The sequence below is a fragment of the Microbulbifer sp. ABF4_107 genome (genome assembly GCF_056312215.1).
On sequence record NZ_CM149983.1, the window covers coordinates 1959639 to 1982305 of the forward strand.

Consider the following 22667-nt stretch of genomic DNA (forward strand, 5'->3'; position numbering starts at 1 on the left):
CACAATGGCCGCCGTAACGAGAAGTACTTTTGGCAACTTAAGGATTCGCCATGCACAAGACCATGAAGCTTTTCTCCGCTGGCCTGATTGCCGGCCTCGCCATTTTTGTAGCCGGATGCGGTAGCGACGCCAGCAACCGCCCCGCAGGCACATTAATCAGTATCTCTGCACAGGGAGAGGCCAGCCAGGTACCGGATATCGCAAACATTTCCGCGGGTGTAGTTACCGAAGCCGATGAAAGTCAGGCGGCGATGGAGGCCAATGCAGAGCAGATGGAAAAAGTCATGCAGGCGATAAAGAATGCCGGCATTGACGAAAAGGATGTCCAGACCAGCGGCATCAGCCTCAACCCGCGCTACGACTACCAGCCAAACCGCGAGCGCAAAATCATCGCCTACCAGGCCCGCAACAGTGTGAGCATTACTGTGCGCAAACTGGATGACCTGAGCAAAGTGATCGACGCACTGACCGCAGAAGGCGCCAACCAGATCCACGGCCCCAGTTTCTCCATCGACGACCCGGAGCCCCTGCTGGCAGAAGCCCGTGAAAAAGCCTTGAAAATGGCTCAGGCCCGCGCAGATTCTTATGCGGAAGCTCTGGGCACCAAGGTACGTAGAATTGTGAGCATTTCTGAGGGAAGCCACGGCGGCATGCCGCGCCCGATGGTAATGCGCGCAGAAGGCGCCATGGCCAAAGACAGTGCCAGCACGCCGGTGGCACCGGGGGAGACTTCGGTATCGGTTAATGTGGAACTGGTATTCGAGCTAGCCAAGTAATCTTGCTATCGAATGGACCGAATAATTTAAAGTCGACGATAAGGTGACGGTATCAGGTGCACCCTTGTGAGACCTTCACCGCCATGGATGGCGGTGCAGAGCCCCCAGGGATGGGTACACGGCGTGTCTCACAAGGGTGCACCTGGTAGCGTCACCGCCACCAGGCTTCATAGAAACTGTTACTCGGGCTGCTTGTAAACCTCCCCCCCCTTCATCACAAAGCGAACTCGCTCAAGGGTAGTGATATCTTCCAAAGGGTTGCCAATCACCCCCACCATATCCGCCCATTTCCCCGGCGCAATACTTCCCAACTGATCCTGCACCTCAAGCAGCTGCGCCGCATTCCAGGTAGCAGAGCGGATCGCATCGGCCGGGCTCATACCACCCTGTACCATCAACGCAAACTCTTTCGCGTTATCCCCGTGCCGGCTTACCCCGGTGTCAGTACCAAACGCGATTTTCACACCCTTTTTGTGCGCGCGATTGAACGTATCCTGGATCAGGGGGCCAATTTTGGCTGCCTTGGTACGCACCATTTCCGGGAAGAAGCCATCCACCGCCGCCTTTTGAGTGACCCAGTCACCGGCGAGCAGGGTTGGCACATACCAGGTGCCGTGGTCCACCATCATCCGCATGGTCTCATCATCCATATAGGTTCCGTGCTCTATGGAGTCCACGCCTGCGCGAATTGCCCGCTGCATACCCTCTTTTCCGTGGGCGTGCACCGCTACGGTGAACCCGTAGTCTTTTGCCGTCTCTACCACCGCCTCAACTTCGTCCTGCATAAACTGCGGATTCTGGCCACTTTTGGCCACACTCAGCACACCGCCGGTGGCGGTGATTTTGATCAGGTCTGCGCCCTCTTTGTAACGCTGGCGCACAGCCTCGCGGGCACTGGCAACACCATTGATTACACCCTCCGCCGGGCCGGGGCTGCCCATTAGATCGTGCCTGTGGCCGTTGGTCGGGTCCGCATGGCCGCCGGTAGTGGCAATGGATTTCCCCGCGGTGTATATCCGCGGACCGACAATGTCACCGCGATTGATCGCGTTACGCAAACTGACCGTAACATTGCCGCTGTCACCGAGATCTCGCACGGTGGTAAACCCGGCTTTCAGGGTGCGCTCTGCGGTATTGACCGAACGAAGGGTGTAATCCGCAGGGTTCCAGGTAAAGGCCTCGGTATAGGTACGGGGGCCAAATTCATAGGAGAGATGCGTGTGCATATCCATTAAACCAGGCAGTACGGAAAAGGCACTGAGATCAATCACCCGTTCGCCCTCACGCTGATTGAAGCCGCGTTCTACGGATTCCACCTTGCCATCCACAATATGCACCGTGCGTTTTTCAAGCAGGCGACCTTTTTCGCTGTCGAATAGCCAGCCCGCGTGCACAGCGATATTTTCCGCCTGGGCTGCCGTGCTGAAGGTGAAAGCGGCACTGAAAACAAGGGCGAACAGACCGAACAAGCCGCCGATCCGGCGCCTGATACGAACGAGTAGAGAAGTCATTGTGATCATGGGTATTCCGGCAGATACGGGGTCGAACGGTTGCCGCCCCGGTATTATTCGTGTTGGAGACCCGTGCAATTTAACGTATTCCGACGCCATAAAAAAAGCCCGGTGCAGTCAGCACCGGGCTTTTCAAAGGTATAACACACCCCGTTAGTTGGTCGGCAATACCTCAACCGGCCCCAGATTCAGCGCCTCGATCGACTTCTGGATCTTCTTCAGGTCACCTACCACCAGCCATGTGAACTGGTCCGGTGCGAGGTACTCCTTCGCCGCACTCTCCACCTGCTCCTTGGTCAGTGCAGTGACACGCTGGGGGTAGTCGGCGATGTATTCCGCTGGCAACCCTTTTTCCACCTGCCAGGCAATACTGGACAGCAATTGTCCTTTGGTCTGGAAGCGTGCGCTCTGTTTCAGCACTTCGTCGTCCTTGTAATCGTTCAGCTCACTTTCCTTGATCGGGCGGCTGCCGAGATAGTCCTGATATTCCTTGATCAATTCTTTCATCGCCGCTGCCGTCTTGTCCGTTTGCACGGGAGCGACAACGATATACGGGCGCTGGGCTTCAGTGTCCATCGAAACAGCCCTCGCACCGTAGGACCAGTGCTTGTCCTCGCGCAGATTCATATTGATGCGCGAAGTAAATTTACCGGCAATTGCAGATGCCATCGCATCAAATGCTTCCGCCCCGTCGGGCTTCCACGGCGGCATAACCAGCCCGGCCATGATATAGCTCTGCTGGGCACCAGGGCGATCCAGCAGGTACACCCGCGCATTGGGTGGACGCTCTACCGCAGGAATCTCCAGCGAAGGCAACGCCTCACCCGGCGCCGTCCAGTTGCCGAGGGTTTCATTGAGTAACTCTTTGAGTTCCTGCTTGGTCACATCGCCGACCACAGTGAGCTGAGCGTTATCCGGGCGCAACCAGGTTTGGTGAAATTTCACCAGATCTTCTCGTGTGATGGATTCAATGGCTTCCGGAGTCCCGGACCCCGTCAGGGGGGCACCGTAAGGATGATTTTCCCCATACAGCAACGGAGGCAATTTTCGCATCGCCAACCCCTGAGGCTGCGCTTCTTCCTGACGGATGGAATCCAGCCAGTTGGACTTGACCCGCTTCAAATCGTCCTCTGGGAATAGCGGGCTTGAGATCACATCACGAAACAGCTCCAGTGATGGCTTCAGCTGAGATTTCAGCGCACTGAAACTGAGTGTGTTGTAGTCGAGCCCACTGTCAGCGCCAATACTCACGCCAAGCTCTTCCTGACGCGCGCTGAAGGTGAGGCTGTCAAACTCCCCCGCACCTTCACTCAACATTCGCGCCACCAAGGAAGCGAGCCCCGGGGTCTCGCCATCGGCGGATGCGCCACTGCGATACTGTAACGACATAAACACAGCCGGCGTATCGTGTCGCTCCGCCAGTACGACCTTTAACCCATTATCCAGCGTGAACGACTGTTGCTCCGGCAATTCCAATTCGACAGTCTTGTCAATCGCCGGCACTTTGCTGCGGTCCACGTCCTGCCCAGAGGTCGCGTACTCGTCCTTGGGGGAAATAATCAGCGTGAACTGCTCAGAGGTCAGCCACTTTTGAGCCGCATCCTGCACCTCGTCGACAGATACCTTGGCGTAGTCATCCAGGCCGCTGATCAAAGCTCCCGGGTCGCCGTAATAGAATTCCGAGCGTGCGAGAATATCCGTCTTGCCGCCAAAGCCACCGATTTTCTCCAGGCCTTTCACCAGGCTGGCAAATTCACTTTGCTTGATACGACGCAACTCTTCAGCACTGATTCCGGTGCGCACGAATTCTTCAATTTCATGGTCGAGCAGCTTTTCTACCTTTTCGACAGGCTGCCCGGGTTTTACGTCCACCATGATGATCAGCTGCCCTGCGAGCTGACGACCGTAGTAAAACGCACTGACGCTGGTAGCCACCTGCTCATCCCTGACCAGCCGGCGGTACAGCAACGAGTTCTTGCGATTCGCGAGCAGCGAAGTCATCAGGTCCAGGGCATTTTCTTCTTCACTTCCGATAGCCGGTACGTTCCACACTTTGTATATACGCGTCTGGGGAACCTGATCCGTCATCACCTGGCGTTTTTTAACCTGGGTCGGAAGCTCCCAATTTTTGAGCTCCGGTGGCACAGAAGTACTGGGGATACTGCCGAAATATTTGCGCGCCTTTTCCATTGCTTCGGCCACGGTAATATCCCCGGCAATTACGAGAATCGCGTTGGCCGGCTGATAGTAATCCGAGAACCACTGTTTGACGTCTTCGAGGCTGGCATTATCGAGATCCTCCATGGAGCCGATGGTGGTCCAGGAATACGGGTGGTCCGAGGGAAAAGTACTGGTCGCAATCACATCAAACGCCTGCCCATAGGGGGCGTTTTCGCCCTGGCGCTTCTCGTTCTTGACGACACCGCGCTGTTCGTCCAGCTTCTCCTGGCTGATCGCCCCCTTGAAGTGGCCCATCCGGTCCGACTCCATCCACAACGCCATATCCAGCGCACCCACCGGCACTGTTTCAAAATAATTGGTGCGGTCGTTATTGGTGGTGCCGTTCATATCCGTGGCGCCGGAGCGCTGAAAGGGCTCAAAATACTCGCCCGGATAGTTTTCGGAGCCATTGAACATCAGGTGTTCAAAAAGGTGGGCAAAGCCGGTTTTACCGCGGGTTTCATCTTTCGAGCCGACCTTGTACCAGATGTTGATGGCAACAACCGGTGCCTTGTCGTCCTCGTGCACGATCACCGTCAGGCCATTTTTCAGAACTTCTCTATGGTAAGGCAGTTCAATTTTCGGCGCTTTAACGAATGCAGCATTGCCACTGGCAGCAGCTTTGCTACTCGCTGCCGCCTGCTTATCCACGGTGAGTGCCTTGTGCACGTTTTCTTCTCCCCCCGCACCATCCCGGTGGCGGTCGCACCCGGCCAGAGCGGCAAGCAGAAGTGAAGTAAGCAAGGGCAAAAGCACCCGGAAAAATCGCATATCCATTGTCAATTAGCCTGATTCTTTTGGCGCGCCATCCAGATTGCAGATGGGCACAGGGCGACGGGAGTTTGGCGCGAGGTACGCGAGTAACAGTGTAGGCAAAAAAGCGGGCGCCGTAGCGCCCGAAGAATACCTCACAGAGAGACGACAGATCGTCAGAGGAAAGCTGTAGGCCCCGGGTTATGCCGGGGCCAGAATAGGAAAGAAAAATCAGGCAGCGGCGGAATCCGTGCCATCCAGCGCGTCTTTGTGGCCGAAACGCTCTTCGGCAACGCGGTCGGCAACATGCGCGGTGGTATCGCCCGTTTCATCGGCACGCTGGAAAACTTCTTCCATGGTGGTGGCAATACTTTCGATATGGGTCTTTACCTGAGCGGCGTCGTACTCGCCCTGCTCCTGACCCAGCTGCTGGTAATACACATCGATGATGCCACCGGCATTGATCACATAGTCCGGCGCGTAGAGGATTCCGCGCTCCTTGAGGATCTGCGCGTGGCGCTCTTCCGCCAGCTGGTTATTTGCTGCACCAGCAATGGCACCTACTTTCAGGCGGTCAATAGTGTTGTCATTCAAAATGGCGCCAAGTGCGCAGGGCGCGAACAGGTCCACATCGAGATCGAAGATTTCGTCGGCGCCTACCGCAGTGGCGCCCAGTTCGCTGACCGCACGATCGATGTTGTCCTGGAAAATATCCGTAACGAACAGCTCGGCGCCGGCCTCTTTCAGGAGCTTGCCAAGGCGGAAGCCCACATTACCCACCCCCTGAATGGACACTTTCATACCGCTAAGGTCGGTGCGGCCCCAGCGGTGAGCAGCCGCGGCCTTCAGACCAACGAAAACCCCATACGCGGTCGAGGGCGATGGATCACCACCGTGTTCCTGGCCGGAAATCACGCCGGATACATATTTGCTGCGCTCGCCAATAATCTTCATATCGGCCACGCTGGTACCGCTGTCTTCCGCGGTGATATAGCGCCCACCCAGGGTATTCAGGAAATCGCCCATGGCGCGCAGCAGCTCAGGTGTTTTCTGCTTGCGCGGGTCGCCAATAATGACCGACTTGCCACCACCCAGCTTCAGACCGGCCATGGCCGATTTGTAGGTCATACCGCGAGACAGGCGCAGCACGTCATTCAGTGCTTCTGCGTCGTCCGCATATGGCCACATACGACACCCGCCCAGTGCGGGACCCAGATTGGTATTGTGTACCGCGATAATCGCTTTCAGGCCGCTCTTGGCGTCATGGTAAAAAGCAACTTCTTCGTGGTTGTCGTAGGCAGGATGGGAAAAAATACTCATGTGCATTCCTCTCCAGAGGGCGGAATTTCTACGGCGCCAGGCACGGCCGATTTTGTCGGCACAACCCGCAACCGCGCTTTATTGTAAGCCACTAAGAATATAGCCAGCAGCGGCAGATTATCATTGCGATCTTTGCACAAATAACCGATAACGCAACTTACTCATCCTAAATTTCAAATTATTTTGGGACATAACATTCAATAGAAATCACGCAACCTGTGTGGTCATTTTTCACCCGTATCAATCCGGTATTTTCGCTCCCACGCGCCCCCGGCAACTGGTCTGGAAACCCTCGTCTGGTAGAATCCGCGCCCTGATACGGCCTTCCGCCGACTTCCCCCATTTAGAGACAGAGTTACAGAGACCTGGTTATGCTCAACGCCGACGCCCTCAAGCAGCTTTCCCAGCTGAAGACCGATATCCGCTCCACCAAGGAATTCGCCGAAGGCCGCGTGCGTGGCGCCAATGGAAAGTTTGGCTTTGTGGTACTGGACGATGGGCGCGAGGCTTTTCTGCCACCGTCGGAGATGGACCGTGTTTTTCCCGGAGATCGGGTTAAGGTCAGCCTGACCGAAGAAGACAAAGGCAAGCTGTCGGCGGAGCTGGACAGCCTGGTCTCGTCAGAGCTCAAGTATCTTGTGGGGCAATATATTCAACGGGGTCAGGGCCACTTTATTCAGCCCAACGAACACGGACTCTCCCGCTGGATTTTCCTGCCTCCCAGGGCACGGGGCAAAGCACAGCCCGGAGAATTCATCGCCTGCAGCATCACTCGCCACCCGTTCAAATATGGCAAATCTCAGGCGAAAGTCGAGAAAGTCATCGGCAAACCGGATATGGCAGGTATTGAGCACGCTTTTGTCGTCGCGCAGCATCGCCTCCCCAACGAATTTTCCCAGGCCGCCCTGGAACAGGCCGAGGCCATTCCCGCACAACTGGAAAAAGTATGCGCCGAGCGAAATGATCTCTCTGATCTGGCTTTTGTCACCATTGATGCAGAAAGCACCCGCGATATGGACGATGCCATTGCTGTGACCAAGGTCGAGGCTGGCTGGAAACTGCATATCGCCGTCGCCGATCCATCCAGCCTAATAGACCCGGGCAGCCCACTGGATATAGAGGCGCGCACCCGGGCCAACAGCGTATACCTCGCAGGCGAGACTCTTCCTATGCTCCCGGCCAGCCTTTGTGAAAACAGCTTCTCACTGCTCGAGGGCGAACAGCGCCCTGCACTGGTGATGCATATCACCGTGGGAGAGGACGGCGCCCTGAATGGCTTTGACTTCGAATTCGCCGCTATTCGCTCCCAGCACAAGTTGAGTTACGCACAGGTGGCTCAGTTTATCGACGGCGATACCAGCGCTGTGCCGGCAGAACAGCATTCAGCACTCAAAGAACTGGACGCTCTGAGCAAAGCCCGCGCCCAATATCGCGCCGGCCACTCTCTGGTTATGGAAGATCGCCCGGACTATGACCTGGTCCTGAACGAGCAGCGCAAAATCGAGCGTATCGAGAAACAGGAGCGCTCGTCAGCGCAGCGTATGGTTGAAGAAGCCATGCTCGCGGCCAACATCTGCGCCGGCGAAAAACTCGCCGCGCTGGGTGGTGGCTGCTTCTCGGTACATCTGGGCTTCCGTGACGAACGCATGGCGGAAATCCGCGCACTATTGAAAGACACCATGCCCGAGTTTGCCGAACAGGATTTGCACCAGCTCGATATCTACCTGAATCTGGTCAAGACCCTTGAATCCCAGGGCGATGAAGAGTCGAAAAACGTGCTGGCGGTGCTGAAGCGTATGCTGCGACCGGGCGAACTTTCCGGGAATGCAGCCGCACACCTCGGACTGGGCCTCGCCCACTACGCCACGATCACTTCGCCGATTCGCAAATTCAACGACTTGCACAATCACCGGGTGCTGCGTGCCGCTGCGGATGAGAAGTCCCTTCCAGCATTCAATAGTGAAGACGGCGAAGCCCTGCAACAAAGTGTCGCCACTGGCAGACAGGCCGATCGCGCACTTCAGCAATGGCTTTACTGCCAGTTCCTGGAAAAGAAAACCGGTGAAGCCTTCAGCGGAAAAATCACTCTGGTCAACGGTGCCGGTATCGGTGTGCGCCTCGATGACAACGGCATCAACGGCTTTGTGCGTTTTAACAATAAAAAGAACCCTTTTGAGTTCGACGGCAAACGGCTGCGCATCACCCGCGGCGAAGAGCGGTTCCAGCTCGATCAGGAGGTACAGGTAAAAATATCAGCGGTAGACACTGACAAACGCCGCATTGCGTTTGAATTGATCTCCGAAGCCCCCATTGCCGAATAAGCGGAGTCACATCCCGGGCGCTACCGGCCTGTCGCCAGCGCCAAATGACTAAACTTCCAGCCGCGGGCCAAAAGTCCGCGGCCGTCACCGGCCCCACAACCGGGGCCAAGCAACCAGGAAAAATCATGTCGACCATTGCAGAGCTGAACCCTACGCCACTGTGGAATCACTTCGCCAAACTGTGTGAAATTCCGCGTCCTTCCAAGCACGAAGACAAGGTGGTGGCCTATATCGTCGACTTTGCGAAAAATCGCGGTCTTGACGTCAAACTGGATCAGATCGGCAATATCATCATAAAGAAGCCTGCCACCCCCGGCATGGAAGATCGCAAAATCCTGGCCATGCAGAGCCATGTCGACATGGTGCCGCAGAAAAATGCCGATACCGAGCATGATTTTCTGACCGACTCGATCAAACCCTACATCGACGGCGAATGGGTCACGGCCGAAGGTACTACCCTGGGAGCCGATAACGGCATCGGCGTCGCGGCCATTCTCGCACTGATGGAATCCACCGATATTCCGCACCCGGCCCTGGAAGCACTTCTGACCATTGACGAGGAAGCGGGCATGACCGGCGCCAAGCATCTGCAACCGGGCCACTTCGAAGCAGATCTGCTGTTGAACCTGGATACCGAAGATGAAGGCGAGCTCTATGTAGGTTGTGCCGGCGGTGTGGACGTCAACGCTACCCTGCCCTTTACCGCGGAGCCGATTAAAGCGGGCCACCTGGCCTTCAAATTGAGTGTGCGCGGCCTGCGCGGCGGGCACTCCGGCCTGGATATCGACAAAGGTCGTGGCAACGCCAACAAGATTGCCAATCGCATTATCGATACGGCGCAGCAGCAGATCCCGGACCTGCGCATCGGCAGCCTCGACGGTGGCAGCCTGCGCAACGCCATCCCGCGGGAGTCTTTCAGCGTTGTTACCGTGCCGGAAGGTAACGCTGCGCTCTTCAGGGAAATCGTGCAGCAGTCAAGCGCAACCATCAAAGCCGAGTTCGATAATGAACCAAAGCTGGACATTGCACTGGAAGCCACCGAAACACCCGCAGTGGTGATGGATCTGTCAACACAGCAAAAACTGATTCACTGCATCCGCTGCTGTCCCAACGGTGTGGAGCGAATGAGCACCGCGCTGGAAGGTATCGCCGACACCTCAAACAACCTTGCTCGCGTAGTGACCGAGACCGGCGAGAGCGGCAATTACCAGGTAAGGATCCAGTGCCTGGTCCGCAGCCTGTCCGACAGCGCCCGGGACGAACACGGCCTGAACGTCGCTGCCGCATTCCAGCTTGCCGGTGCCGAGGCCAGCCTCGACAACGCCTACCCCGGCTGGACACCCAATATGCAATCGCCGCTGCTGGCGCTGATGAAAGGTGTCTACAAAGAAATGGAAGGCAAAGAGCCAGAAGTGAAAGTGATCCATGCCGGCCTGGAGTGCGGCTTGCTTGCCAAGCCCTACCCCAACTGGGACATGGTCTCCTTCGGCCCCACCATCCGCCGCGCCCACTCACCAGAAGAGCGGGTACATATTCAGAGCGTGGCAAACTTCTGGGATTACTTTGTGAAAGTGGTTTCCGCCATTCCGCAGAAATAAATCGTCACCGCTTCGAAAAGGCCCGGCCAGCACGCCGGGCCTTTTTGTATTCCGCAAGTAATCGGGAGAGAATGTGGGAAACCGGATAGGTAGGTAGCCCAGCATGACCCCCGCAATCAAAGCCGCCGAAATAGCGAAAGTGAAATTTCAGATTCACGAGTATTCCCATGATCCAGCGGCTGAATCCTACGGACTGGAAGCGGCGGAAAAGCTGGGGCTGGCACCGCAACGGGTGTTTAAGACCCTGGTGGTATCCCTGGATGGAAAATCGCTGGCGGTAGCGGTGCTACCGGTGGAGGATCAACTCAATATGAAGTTGATCGCCAAGGCAGCGGGCGCAAAAAGAGCGGCGATGGCCGACAAAAACGCGGTGACTCGCTCTTCAGGCTATGTACTTGGTGGGGTAAGCCCGCTTGGCCAGAAAAAACCGCTACCTACGTTCCTGCACACTACAGCGAAGTCCTACGACACTATTTATGTCAGTGCCGGCCGCCGCGGATTGGAGATTGAGCTGGCCCCCAATGACTTATTGGAGCTGACCCGAGGAAAACTTGCTTCGCTGGCCACATAATCTCCGCACCTGCTAGAAATTGAAATAAGACTCAGGAGCAATACATGAGTAAATATGAATGGCTGTTATTTGACCTGGATGGGACCCTGAGTGACCCCGCAGATGGTTTTGTGAATTCCATGAATTACGCCCTGCAAGCCTTCGATTACGCACCGCGGCCCGCAACTCAACTTACCCCGCATATTGGCCCACCTCTGGAGGTGACCCTCGCGCACCTTACAGGCTCCGAAGACAGCACCCATATCCGTGCCCTGGTAGATAAATACCGCGAGCGCTATGGCGAAACCGGCTATGCGGAGAACAGGCTGTACCCAGGAATCACTGACATGCTGCAGCAACTCAGTATGCAAGACGGCATTCGCCTGGGTGTATGTACCTCAAAACGGGCCGATTTCGCCACGCGAATTCTCGAACAGTTTGAGTTATGCGACTATTTCGAGTTTGTTAGTGGCGGCGATGTCGGTATCGCCAAGGGGCAGCAGCTGAATAGACTCCTTAAAGAAAACAGGATTGGGCACAATTCACTGATGATCGGCGACCGTCACTTTGACCTGTCCGCAGCAGCACAAAACGGCCTCCCCGGTGCCGGCGTTCTCTGGGGCTACGGCTCCAGAGAAGAGCTCGATAAACACTCACCCAGCCACCTGTTCCGCCACCCATCCGAAATCCTGAACATCTTCTGATTTCTGTGGTCCGACTGCCGGTAGCAAAATAAAAGGAATTCTCGTGAAACGCATTTTATGTACCCTGTCCCTCGCGCTTATTTCTGGTTGTGGCACCGTGACTACTCTGACCAGCTCTGACTCAGAGATAGCCCGCAACCTGAAACAGAAGAACTCGGGGTGTGTCAGTGTGCCCCGGGTATACAGCGGTGTTGCCTACAATATGTGCAAGTTGAATTCCAATGGAAGCTCCATTTACTTTGCCCCACTGGTAGGTATTTACCTGGTCGACAGTGTATTTTCAGCGGCCACCGACACCGTCGCACTGCCCTACACCATCTATGCGCAAAGTCAGCAAGGCAGTGTAGACCTGTAGAAATTCTGACCAATACTTTCCGGCTGCGCCAAGCCCGCCTGGAACCACCGGTCTCGACTTTGGCTGGTTCCCAACCCGCTTACATCGCATAATGCGCGGCCAAATTTTCCAATCGATCCCTGGCCTGTTGTATGTGGTTTAAAAACCTGCGCGTATACCGTCTCACCCGCGAATTCTCCCTGTCCGCCGAGCAACTGAATGAAATGCTCGAGCCAGACACCTTCACCCCCTGTGGCAGCCAGGATATGGCCCGCTACGGCTGGGTTCCCCCTCTGGGCCGGCACGGTACCGAGCTGGTGCATGCGGCCAACGGCTATCTGATGGTATGTGCGAAAAAGCAGGAAAAGGTCATCCCTGCCGCGGTGGTAAACGAGAAGGTCGAAGAGATGGCCCTGGCCATTTCGGAAAAGGAAGCCCGCAGTGTTGGCCGCAAAGAGCGGCAAAACCTCAAGGACGAAGTGCTCTTGGAAATGCGACCCAAAGCCTTCGCACGCTCCAGGCTGCAGTTTGCCTATATCGACCCGAAAGATGGCTGGATTGTGGTCAATGCCTCCTCCGCCAAGGCTGCCGAAGAGCTGCTGGAAAACCTGCGCGAAGCCATCAGCAGCCTGTCTGTTATTCCGCTGACCGCGAAAAATATCCCCCAGCAGTCCATGACCCACTGGCTGACCGCCCCGGAGGCACCCGCCAACTTCGAGTTCGGCCATGAGTGCGAACTGCGCGACCCGCAGGAATCCGGCAGTGTCATCCGCTGTAAGAACCAGGACCTGTGCGCGGAAGAGATTCACAACCATCTGGTGGCCGGTATGCAGGTGCACAAGCTTGGCCTGATCTGGCGCGATGGTGTTGAGCTGATGGTGGACGATCAGTTAGCGATCAAGCGGCTGAAATTCAGTGATGAGGTCACCGAGAAAGCAGATAACGTGGATGCGGACAACGCGGCCCAGCGATTCGATATTGAATTCTCGGTAATGACCCTGGAAATCTCCGCCCTACTGAAGGACCTGCTCAGCGCCTTCGGCGGGCTCAATACGGACACCGCCAGTGTCGATGAGATCGTCGCCCGCGCAAGCCGCGAGGAACGCGAGCAGCAGCTTGTTAGTGAAGTGGAAGAAGTTGTGTAGAGGCGGGAGCGAAATCGCCCCCAAATGACCGGCCGGTTCCAGCGATGTTTTCACGCCAGCCCGAATCAAGGGAACCTCTGACCAAGTCCGTGAAAGCCCCGCAGGGCACGACCTGAAGACAGCATCTGCTGCGTTGCAGCTCTTGTAAAGGGCCAGCTATTCACTGCGAGCTGCGCCTTACAGCTACTGCCTTCAGGTCACGCTAAGGCATTACGGACTTGGTCAGAGTTTCCCTATGCTGGTGTCGGTAATCACTACCGACGTTTCGGGGTTGGCTTATGAAATACAGGAATTCCTTCCAAAAACCCTTCACCACCGCAGCGCTACGGGCGCTCTTCCTGACCGGGTCGCTAGCAGTGGCATTCACCACCCTGCAAGGCTGTGCCACTCCGCCCACCGACAAGGCAGCGGCAGCCGCTTTTAGCCAGTACCAGACTTTCGGCTTTGCACCGGTTACCGGCAGCAACGGCCGTGCGATGTCATTGGCACAAAACGAAGTCTCCCAACAACTGATGGCCCGCGGCATGATGCCGAGCGCCAATCCCGACCTGCTGGTGAACGTGCAGGTACGCGCATATCCCACTCGTCAAATGCCAGCATACGCCCCGCACGCCCGTGTCAGTCAATCCGCTACTGAGGGACAACTGACCATAGACCTCGTTGATGCACGCCAAAAACACCTGGTATGGCAAGGCCGTACAGTCGCTCCGATCACCCGTGAGGTGCTGAATAATCCGCAACGATCGATGGATCGGGCTGTTGATGAAGCATTTCGAAACTTTCCGCGGCGCGTGCACTAGTCCGCGACAATCTCACAAAAAACTCAAAAAAAGTGGCCGCAGCTTTTCAAAGTTAGTGCGGCCATTTTTCTGGTGAGTCTTTAGACCTTCTTCATCGGTCGACCCGATTCGCCCCAGAGTACGTGGTACTTCTCCTGCTCCGGCTTATCCACCCGCGAAAAGGTGTGCGCGCCGAAGAAGTCCCGCTGAGCCTGCAGCAAGTTGGCCGGGAGGGATTCGCGACGGAAGGCGTCGTAGTAACTGAGGGCAGAAGACAATGCCGGGACCGGAATACCACCGATGGTGGCGTCAGCGACGGCGCGGCGCCAGTTGCCCTGGTGATTGGCAATCTGCTCAATAAAGAAATCATCCAGTAACAGATTGGAAAGCTTCACGTCGCGCTCATAGGCATCGCTAATGGACTGCAGGAACACGGCGCGAATGATGCAGCCGGCGCGCCAGATGCGCGCGATCTCGGCAAAGTTCAGTTCCCAGCCCTGTTCGCGGGCGGCCAGCTTCATCAGGTCGAAGCCCTGCGCGTACACACAGATTTTTGCGCAGTAGAGTGCGTCGTGCAGCTGGTCGATCACCTCCTGACGCTTATCCGCCGGGACCGGGGCGACCTCTGGCCCAACCAGTTTCTTGGCCGCACGACCACGCAATACCTTGCGCGTGGACAGTGAGCGCGAGAAAACCGCCTCGGCGATACTGGGCGCCGGGCAACCCACCTGCAATGCGCCCACCGCGGTCCAGAGGCCAGTACCTTTCTGGCCCGCACGATCGAGAATCACATCGACAAGGGGCTCGCCGGTTTCCGAGTCGCGGGTGTCCAGTACTTCCGCACTGATATCGATCAGATAGCTGTTCAGCACTCCCTTGTTCCACTCACGGAATACACCGGCAATTTCACTGGGGGTCATTTCAAGCGCGCTGCGCATAACGTCATAGACTTCGCAGATCATCTGCATGTCGGCGTATTCGATGCCGTTGTGCACCATCTTCACGAAGTGGCCGGAGCCAATCGGGCCGATATAGGCGGCACAGGGATCCCCTACTTTCACCGGGTTGCCGGGCTCAAATCGCTCAATGGGCTGGCCGGATTTTGGGTCTACCTTGGCCGCGATGGCGTGCCATACCGGCTCGATACGCGCCCAGGCATAACGGTCACCACTAGGCATCAAAGACGGTCCGAATCGCGCCCCAACTTCACCGCCGGACACCGCAGTGGTGAAGAAAATCAGCTTGCCCTCATAGCGTTTGCAGCGCTGAACCGAATCGGTCCAGAGACTGTTACCGGTATCGATCACGATATCATCTGCCTGCAGACCGGCATCCAGGAGCTTGTTGCACACGTCGTCCACGGGGGCGCCAGCGGGCACAGACAGGATAACCAGGTGTGGCGCTTTTACTCGGGAAAGCAGCTCCGTATAGGAATTGCACACTTCCACGCGAGGGGCACTATCCCCCCGCTCTCTTGCATCCTGCTCCAAGAGCGCGTCCAGACGGCTGTGATCGAGATCGAAGGCACACACACGGTATCCGTTATCTACCAGGTTGAGGATGAGGTTCTTCCCCATCACGCCGGCGCCGATAAAGCCGATATCGCATTGTGTTTCGTTCATGTAGATCTCCAGTGCACACTTGGTTGCGTAAGGGGTGCGTTGGGGCGGGCTGGATTGGTGCCCCGTCTCAAAGGGCGCGGAGTATAGCAATCGAGCAGGCGCATCGGGAGCGCAAATTGCACCTGAGGCCATTGTAGTAATCACTGGCCCCATTCACCGGTTTCCATCACCGCCCTCCCCGCCGAGCAATATGGTTGCAGCAGACGCCCGCAGGGGTAAACTGCAATTGAACCAGTCACTCAGAAGGCCTGGTTACCATTTCATTCGCGAATGACTACCGAGACAACCTCCAATGCCGGACCAGAAAAATAAAGTCACAGAGCGATTCGGTGCTCCCTGGAGCCGTCAGCTGAAACTGCTTACGTTGATCTGTAGCGTGATTTTGCTGGGAATCAGTTTCGCACTGCAACAGAACACACCAGCTCAGGCTCCCCCCATTTACCAGCTCGGCATCTGGATTCCGCTGGCAACACTTGTACTGAGCGCGATGTTTGCCGTGCGTGGATACCAACTTGAAGGCAACCAGCTCTATGTGCTCCGCCCGGGTTGGCGCAGCCGGCTGTCACTAGCAGAACTGCAGTCTGTGACTGTGGATTCAGCCGCAATGGATGGCTCCATTCGCCTGTTCGGAAATGGCGGTCTGTTTGGGTACCTTGGACTGTTCCGCAACAGCAAACTGGGTCGTTACCGGGCATTTGCTACGGATACGAGCCGCAGCGTCATACTGTGCCTACCAGCCAGAACAGTTGTGATTACACCAGACAACCCTGAGTCATTCGCCGAAAGTGCCGCATTACTGGTCGGCGATACCAACGAGATCGCCTAGCCGGTTCCCCGCTACGCATCACCAGACGGCACCAGACTCTGGCGCTGAACTACACTGATATACAAATTGTTTCAGAGGCCCATCGGCTATGCGGATGAGAGTTATACGATTGGTGAGCGCAGTTTGTATGCTGCTTATTTGCGGCGCCGGCCTCGCCGACGAATCCCGCACTGAGACATTGAAATTTGCCAAGGGTGCGACAGGAACTTCTGTCACCAGCCGCATCGAGGGCTACGATACCGTCAACTACAAAGTCACAGCCAAGGCCGGACAACATATGGTGGTCAAACTTTCCACCAGACATACTGCTACCTACTTCAACGTGTTTCGCCCGGGCACAGCGCCCGGCGATGCCGCGATGTATATTGGGTCAATCAGTGGAGGCCGGTTTGCAGCAGACCTGCCAGAGAGTGGCACCTACACCATTCAGGTTTACATGATGCGAAGTGCCGCCCGCCGCAACGAGGTAGCCGACTTCAAATTGCGTGTCGATATCGACAACCGCCGCCCTAGCAATCGGAAGACCAGCAAAGTACACAGCAGTATTGCCGCAGGACACACCAGTGTCACGAATACTTTGTAATTCCACCCACGGCTTGCCATAGTGACAGGAGCTCAAGGAAACCGTATACCCTGCGATTAAAAACAATGAATACCTTTTTAGCCTCCGCGCTCACCGCGGTACTCTTTCTGACTGCCCCTCTATTGGCTCAGGCCCGTGATTGCGTGATCCTGCTGCATGGTCTGGCGCAGTCCAAAAACGCCATGAAGAAGCTGGATACGGCCATTTCATCTGCAGGGTTTACCACGGTAAATGTGAACTACCCGTCGACGGACCATCCGATCGAATCGCTGGCTGGCCCGGCAATCGCACCGGCCATTGATCGCTGCGCTGCGCTGACACACACCGCGCAAGGCATCAGAGCAACGGCACACGCAGATCCAGAAACCTCCCCACCACAGGTACATTTTGTCACCCATTCCATGGGCGGCATTCTGGTGCGCCAGTACCTGAGCAAGGTGAAATTGGACAATCTGGGCCGAGTTGTCATGCTCGGCCCACCCAATCAGGGCAGTGAGGTAGTGGACAACCTAGGGCAGGTACCGGGATTTCACTTTATTTTTGGCGACGCCGGTCTGCAGCTTGGCACCGGAAAGATGAGCGTACCGAACAAACTCGGCGCGGCAAATTTCGAGCTGGGTATCATTGCCGGTACCCGAAGCATCAACCCGATCCTATCCACCATGCTGCCAGATCAGGATGATGGGAAAGTCAGCGTTGCCCGCACCCGTGTAGACGGTATGGACGATCACCTGGAAATGCCCGTGACCCACGTATTTATGATGAAAAACCCCAAGGTGATTGAACAGGTAATCCACTATCTCGAGCATGGAAAATTTATCCGGTCTCCCCAACAGTAATTTACCGATTTCCCGACTGCCGCGGCCGGCTCAACTGAAATTTAACGCCAACGACTAATCCCACGCCCCGCAAACTACACTGAGTGGCTCAGAAGTTAATCGAGCGGGGCGTTTCGTGCAGCCAATTTCCTGGGTTTTCGACAACCTGCTCTACCCCTTCGCAGTACCCGCGGCCGCCTGCCTGCTGTTTTTGTCCACGCCGACAGTGCTGCAGGCGCAAGAAGTCCACTCCGCCGCACCGGCCGAAACGCCCCGCGAAACATCCAGACCCACCGTTGAAAAAATTCAGCTACACAAACACGGCGACAGCCCCTTCGAAACTGCGGGTATCAAAGGCACCCTGAACGGGAGCCACACCATCGAGTATCTGATTGAGGCGAAAACCGGACAGTCACTTGAGCTTGACCTGCGCAGCGATCACGCCCAGGCCGGCTACCGTATTACCGCACCCGCCGCACCTCGAGCGCTTCACAAAGGCCAGGGGCAGCACTCCAGGTATTCGGGGACGCTCCCCCGGGATGGCACATATCGCGTACTTATTTTCCTGATGGAGGCCGCCGCGAGAAATGGCGAGCGAGCAGAATTCGTCTTGAATATCCGAATCCGCAACCCCGGATAAATCGGCCTTAACACTATGCGCCCGGTAGATGAGGAAACCACTACGCAAGTTGACGCAGATCTGAGTGAAGCCATCAGTCAGGTCGACAGCTGGGTAGATGGCGCCGTCAAACTCCTGCCAAACTTTGCCGTAGCCCTGGTCGTTCTTGTGGTTTTTTACTGTATTGGCGCTCTGGTCAAGTACCTGATTCGCCGTCACCTCAACCGTCGCGACCGCTCGAACCTGGGGGATGTGCTGGGGGGACTGGTGAAATGGGGCATTACTCTGGTGGGCTTATTACTGGCTGCGACAATCGTCATGCCTAGCCTGAAACCCGGCGACCTGATCGCCGGTCTCGGTGTTGGCTCTGTAGCCATCGGATTCGCTTTTAAGGATATTTTACAGAATTGGCTGGCGGGATTGCTGATACTGATTCGACAGCCATTTGAGGTCGGCGACCAGATCCAGGTTGCCGATTTTGAAGGAACAGTGAAGCGTATCGAAACCCGCGCTACGGTAATCAATACCTACGACGGCCAGCGGGTGGTGATCCCCAATAGCGATATTTATACCAATGCGATTCTGGTAAAAACTGCGCGGGCCTTACGCCGCAGTGATTACGAAATTGGTATCGGGTACAGCGACAGTATTGGCGAAGCCTGTGAGATTATCGAAAAAGCACTCGGGCGAGTCGAGGGTGTCGAGGAAAAACCCGCTCCCGAGGCGCTTCCCTGGGATCTGGCCGCGAGCTGGGTCACCATACGTGCGCGCTGGTGGACCAATAGCCGTCAGACAAATGTCACCCATGTGCGAGCGCGGGTCATTGAGGCGATAAAGGAAGCGCTGGACGAAGCCGGCATCGATATGCCATTCGAAACTCAGGTACACCTGTTCCACGATCAAACAGATGAGTCCGACGGACGCCGGGGTGTACAGAGAGAAGGATGGCCCGCAGCAAAAAATACCGCGGACCATTCAAAAAAGGATAAATAACCGTATTAGCGGATTTTGCGGATACCTACCGCTGCACGTAGTTTCTCCAGGAATGGTGCCGAGTAAGCGCGCGCTTTCTCCGCCCCCTTTTCCAGTTCCTCTTCAATCTGTGCGGGGTTCGCCAGCAGCTCGTTGTAGCGCTCCCGCGCTTCGCCAATCTGACCATTGATCAGCTCAAACAACTGCTTCTTGGACTCACCCCAGGCAATACCGTCAGCGAATGCCTCGCGCATTTCAGCCGTTTGCTCTGGAGTAGCAAATGCCTGCCAGACCTGGAATACCGTCGAGGTATCGGGATCTTTGGGTTCACCAGGTTCCAGCAAATTGGTTTTTATCTTGTTGATGTGCTTCTTCAGCTGCTTTTCCGCCAGGAACAGCGGAATGGTATTACCGTAGCTCTTGCTCATCTTGCGGCCGTCGAGGCCCTGCAAAACGGAAACGTGCTCATCCACCACCGCCTCTGGCAGCGCGAAGTGTTCGCCGTAGTGATGATTGAAACGGGCGGCGATATCGCGAGCCATTTCAATATGCTGGATCTGATCCTTGCCCACCGGAACCTTGTTGGCATTGAACATGAGGATGTCCGCCGCCATCAGCACCGGGTAGCTGTACAGCCCCATGGTGATACCGAAGTCGGAATCCTGGCCGTCATCGCGGTTGGCATCCACCGCCGCCTTGTAGGCGTGGGCGCGGTTCATCAGGCCCTTGGCGGTCTGGCAGGTCAGCAGCCAGGTCAGCTCCGGAATCTCGACAATGTCGGACTGGCGATAGAACACCACGTTATCGGTGTTCAGGCCCAAAGCCAGCCAGGTGGCGGCAATTTCGCGAGTGGACTGGTGGACCTGCTCCGGGTCATGGCATTTGATCAGCGCGTGATAGTCCGCCAGGAAATAGAAAGACTGATTATTTTCGTCCTGACTGGCGGCGATGGCCGGGCGAATCGCACCCACGTAGTTACCCAGGTGGGGAGTACCGGTGGTAGTAATACCGGTCAATACACGCTGCTTGCTCATATGTCCTTGAAATTCCGTACTTTAAATTGTCTGTCGGCTGGTATTGCTTCGCGAACCAGGGGCCGAATGATACCTGTTTCCGGCGGTGGGTTGTACGCTCAAGGGGCCTCGCCCTGTGCGCAGCTTTGCAACCGCGCCTGATACATCTCAGCGAGTTGTGCCCAGCTCAGGCGCTGCACATCGGGCACGCGCAGAGGCTCGTTATTCTGTACACGCTGGGCACAGCGCAACATGGCCGTACTCAGGTTCGCCGCACAGGACTCCACATCCTCTGAATAGCGCCAACCGCCTCGCCCGAACCATTCAGGATAGGCGAGATTGTCTGGCACCAGGGGTTGGCAGCCCGCCGCAACCGCTTCCAGTACCGCGAGGCCCTGGAAATCGTGGCGCGCGGTGGAGATCACTCCATGGCTCTCACCCAGCAAGCGACGATATTCAGACAGCTGCTCCTGATAGCCCCAGGCACCGAGTGCACCCAGTTTCTGCAGCAGTTTGCGGATATGGGCAAAATCCGCCGGCTGACGACGGAATTGCTGGCCCACCACATGGCAGGTAAACGGTATTCGCGCGCGTCCGAAGCGCCTCAAGGCGGCAAATAGAATGTCCGGGCCCTTGTCGTACTCCCAGCGGTGGTTCCAAATAAACGTAGGACGTGTTGCCTTGGTCTGCTCCACTTCAAATGCCGCGCTTTCCAGGGGCACAGGTAATACACAGGACTTCTGCGCAATCTCATCGCAGATACCCGGTGGCACCTGATCGGGCAACTTGTTCAGCAGTTCCCCTGCCCCGTCCAGCATGGTGCTGCGGTTGTATTCCGAATTGAACAACACAAGGTCCGCACACAGCGCGGTATAGATATTGAGGATCTGCGGCTCAACGGAAGCCACCGCATCTTCGCTGCGCGGGTAATCGAACTGGTTCTCGTGGAAATAGACCGCCGTGGGCACCTGGGCCAGTGAGGGCACCAGGCCCCGCAGGGATGCCAGATCGACCATCGACGTCGCGACCACCAGATCCCAGGGTTGGGACAGCAACCCTCTTGCGTCTCCCCGCCCCCAGCTCAGACTGTTGCCGCGCACGCGCCAGCTGAAGAATCTGGGCGGTAGCGTGAGCTGGGTCCACTGCAATTGGGGAATGGCAGACACGAGGCCGCGCCGCCAGCGCTTATGGCTGTCGGCGTCGTAGGCGGAAAGCAGGAGGACATTCACAACAATGGCTCACTGGAATATTTGGGAAGTGAAGATCAGAAGGGATGCGAAATGACTCAGTCGAAATCCCGCAGGTTGGTCAAACGGGCAAACAGGCTGGAAGTATCCCAGCGTCCACCACCCAGTGCCTGAACCTCGCTGTAGAACTGGTCCACAAGGGCGGTAACTGGCAACAAGGCGCCATTTTTCTGCGCTTCGTCGAGCACGATCCCCAGGTCCTTGCGCATCCAGTCCACGGCAAAGCCGTGTTCGTATTCCCCGGCCAGCATGGTCTTGTAGCGGTTTTCCATCTGCCAACTTTGCGCTGCGCCCTTGGAAATCACCTCGACGACCTGCTCGGGGTCGAGACCTGCTGCGCGGGCGAAGTGCAGTCCTTCTGACAGGCCCTGTACAAGACCGGCAATGCAAACTTGATTGACCATCTTGCACAGCTGGCCACTGCCCACAGGACCCAATAGATTTACCGCACGGGCGTAGCAATCCAGCAGAGGTTTCACCCGCTGATATTCGGCATCGGCACCACCCACCATAATGGTGAGCGCACCGTTTTCGGCACCAGCCTGGCCGCCGGACACTGGCGCGTCCAGAAATCCGATCTGCCGCTCATTCGCCGCCACAGACAACTCGCGGGCGACATTGGCCGACGCAGTGGTGTGATCCACAAACAGACTGCCCGCAGACATGCCATGGAATGCCCCGTCTGCTCCAACGGTGACCTGCCGCAGGTCTTCGTCATTGCCCACACAGCAAAACACAAACTCTGCACCTTCCGCCGCTTTGGCTGGCGTGGCAAAGGCTTCGCCCTCATACGATTCGAGCCAGAGGCTGGCGCGACTGACGGTACGGTTGTAGATCCGCACCTTGTGACCCGCGCGGGAGAGATAGCCGGCCATGGGAAAACCCATCACCCCGAGCCCGATAAATGCCACTGTCGTTGTCATGGTTTCACCTGAAAATTGCGCAGTAATGACCTC

At 56.6% G+C, this 22667-nt stretch carries 20 protein-coding genes; 13 read left to right on the plus strand and 7 right to left on the minus strand.

Annotated features, from left to right (window positions below; genetic code table 11):
* The first annotated feature begins 50 nt into the window (after positions 1-50).
* Positions 51-776: an SIMPL domain-containing protein gene (locus ACYX4K_RS08030; RefSeq protein WP_475092640.1), complete on the plus strand. Its 726-nt coding sequence runs from the start codon at positions 51-53 to the stop codon at positions 774-776.
* 179 nt (positions 777-955) lie between these two features.
* On the opposite strand, the gene ACYX4K_RS08035 is transcribed toward ACYX4K_RS08030, so the two are convergent.
* From ACYX4K_RS08035 to ACYX4K_RS08045, 3 genes are all read right to left on the minus strand, one after another.
* Complete coding sequence (locus ACYX4K_RS08035; protein ID WP_475092638.1) at positions 956-2296, minus strand: metal-dependent hydrolase family protein; 1341 nt, start codon at positions 2294-2296, stop codon at positions 956-958.
* 144 nt (positions 2297-2440) lie between these two features.
* A complete protein-coding gene (locus ACYX4K_RS08040) occupies positions 2441-5284 on the minus strand; it encodes a M16 family metallopeptidase (RefSeq protein WP_476178815.1) in 2844 nt (947 codons plus the stop codon).
* Positions 5285-5491: 207 nt separating this feature from the next.
* Positions 5492-6580 (minus strand): Glu/Leu/Phe/Val dehydrogenase dimerization domain-containing protein, encoded by a 1089-nt coding sequence (locus ACYX4K_RS08045; RefSeq protein WP_475092636.1) that lies wholly within the window; start codon positions 6578-6580, stop codon positions 5492-5494.
* Positions 6581-6951: 371 nt separating this feature from the next.
* Here ACYX4K_RS08045 and ACYX4K_RS08050 point away from each other — a divergent pair, with 371 nt between their 5' ends.
* From ACYX4K_RS08050 to ACYX4K_RS08080, 7 genes are all read left to right on the plus strand, one after another.
* Entirely contained in the window at positions 6952-8901 is a 1950-nt protein-coding gene (locus ACYX4K_RS08050) for a VacB/RNase II family 3'-5' exoribonuclease (RefSeq protein WP_475092635.1), read from the plus strand.
* Positions 8902-9026: 125 nt separating this feature from the next.
* Positions 9027-10499: an aminoacyl-histidine dipeptidase gene (locus ACYX4K_RS08055; RefSeq protein ID WP_475092634.1), complete on the plus strand. Its 1473-nt coding sequence runs from the start codon at positions 9027-9029 to the stop codon at positions 10497-10499.
* 103 nt (positions 10500-10602) lie between these two features.
* The gene (gene ybaK, locus ACYX4K_RS08060; protein ID WP_475092633.1) at positions 10603-11070 is read left to right on the plus strand and encodes a Cys-tRNA(Pro) deacylase; all 468 of its coding nucleotides are present in this window, start codon (positions 10603-10605) and stop codon (positions 11068-11070) included.
* Positions 11071-11114: 44 nt separating this feature from the next.
* Positions 11115-11753 carry an HAD family hydrolase gene (locus ACYX4K_RS08065; protein WP_475092632.1) on the plus strand — a complete coding sequence of 213 codons (639 nt, stop codon included), beginning with the start codon at positions 11115-11117 and terminating at the stop codon, positions 11751-11753.
* A 43-nt stretch (positions 11754-11796) separates the two neighbouring features.
* Positions 11797-12108, plus strand: a complete 312-nt coding sequence (locus ACYX4K_RS08070; protein WP_475092631.1) for a YceK/YidQ family lipoprotein — start codon at positions 11797-11799, stop codon at positions 12106-12108.
* A gap of 131 nt (positions 12109-12239) precedes the next feature.
* A complete protein-coding gene (gene rdgC / locus ACYX4K_RS08075) occupies positions 12240-13232 on the plus strand; it encodes a recombination-associated protein RdgC (protein ID WP_475092630.1) in 993 nt (330 codons plus the stop codon).
* A gap of 278 nt (positions 13233-13510) precedes the next feature.
* Positions 13511-14032: a DUF4136 domain-containing protein gene (locus ACYX4K_RS08080; protein WP_475092629.1), complete on the plus strand. Its 522-nt coding sequence runs from the start codon at positions 13511-13513 to the stop codon at positions 14030-14032.
* Between the two features lie 80 nt (positions 14033-14112).
* Here the strand turns inward: ACYX4K_RS08080 and gndA are convergent, their stop codons facing one another.
* Positions 14113-15633, minus strand: a complete 1521-nt coding sequence (gene gndA / locus ACYX4K_RS08085; protein WP_475092628.1) for an NADP-dependent phosphogluconate dehydrogenase — start codon at positions 15631-15633, stop codon at positions 14113-14115.
* 292 nt (positions 15634-15925) lie between these two features.
* Between gndA and ACYX4K_RS08090 the strand changes: the two genes are divergently transcribed.
* The 5 genes from ACYX4K_RS08090 to ACYX4K_RS08110 all read left to right on the plus strand — a co-directional run bounded on the left by ACYX4K_RS08090 (position 15926) and on the right by ACYX4K_RS08110 (position 19472).
* On the plus strand, positions 15926-16459 hold the full coding sequence (locus ACYX4K_RS08090; RefSeq protein WP_475092627.1) for a PH domain-containing protein: 534 nt from the start codon (positions 15926-15928) through the stop codon (positions 16457-16459).
* Between the two features lie 127 nt (positions 16460-16586).
* A complete protein-coding gene (locus ACYX4K_RS08095; protein WP_475092626.1) occupies positions 16587-17042 on the plus strand; it encodes a hypothetical protein in 456 nt (151 codons plus the stop codon).
* Positions 17043-17107: 65 nt separating this feature from the next.
* A complete protein-coding gene (locus ACYX4K_RS08100; RefSeq protein ID WP_475092625.1) occupies positions 17108-17881 on the plus strand; it encodes an esterase/lipase family protein in 774 nt (257 codons plus the stop codon).
* Positions 17882-17996: 115 nt separating this feature from the next.
* The gene (locus ACYX4K_RS08105) at positions 17997-18500 is read left to right on the plus strand and encodes a hypothetical protein (RefSeq protein ID WP_475092624.1); all 504 of its coding nucleotides are present in this window, start codon (positions 17997-17999) and stop codon (positions 18498-18500) included.
* A gap of 15 nt (positions 18501-18515) precedes the next feature.
* Positions 18516-19472: a mechanosensitive ion channel family protein gene (locus ACYX4K_RS08110; RefSeq protein ID WP_475092623.1), complete on the plus strand. Its 957-nt coding sequence runs from the start codon at positions 18516-18518 to the stop codon at positions 19470-19472.
* A gap of 5 nt (positions 19473-19477) precedes the next feature.
* Here the strand turns inward: ACYX4K_RS08110 and ACYX4K_RS08115 are convergent, their stop codons facing one another.
* The 3 genes from ACYX4K_RS08115 to ACYX4K_RS08125 all read right to left on the minus strand — a co-directional run bounded on the left by ACYX4K_RS08115 (position 19478) and on the right by ACYX4K_RS08125 (position 22634).
* Entirely contained in the window at positions 19478-20485 is a 1008-nt protein-coding gene (locus ACYX4K_RS08115; protein ID WP_475092622.1) for a tryptophan--tRNA ligase, read from the minus strand.
* A 98-nt stretch (positions 20486-20583) separates the two neighbouring features.
* The gene (locus ACYX4K_RS08120; protein WP_475092621.1) at positions 20584-21693 is read right to left on the minus strand and encodes a tRNA-queuosine alpha-mannosyltransferase domain-containing protein; all 1110 of its coding nucleotides are present in this window, start codon (positions 21691-21693) and stop codon (positions 20584-20586) included.
* 56 nt (positions 21694-21749) lie between these two features.
* Positions 21750-22634 (minus strand): NAD(P)-dependent oxidoreductase, encoded by an 885-nt coding sequence (locus ACYX4K_RS08125; protein WP_475092620.1) that lies wholly within the window; start codon positions 22632-22634, stop codon positions 21750-21752.
* Positions 22635-22667 lie beyond the last annotated feature (33 nt).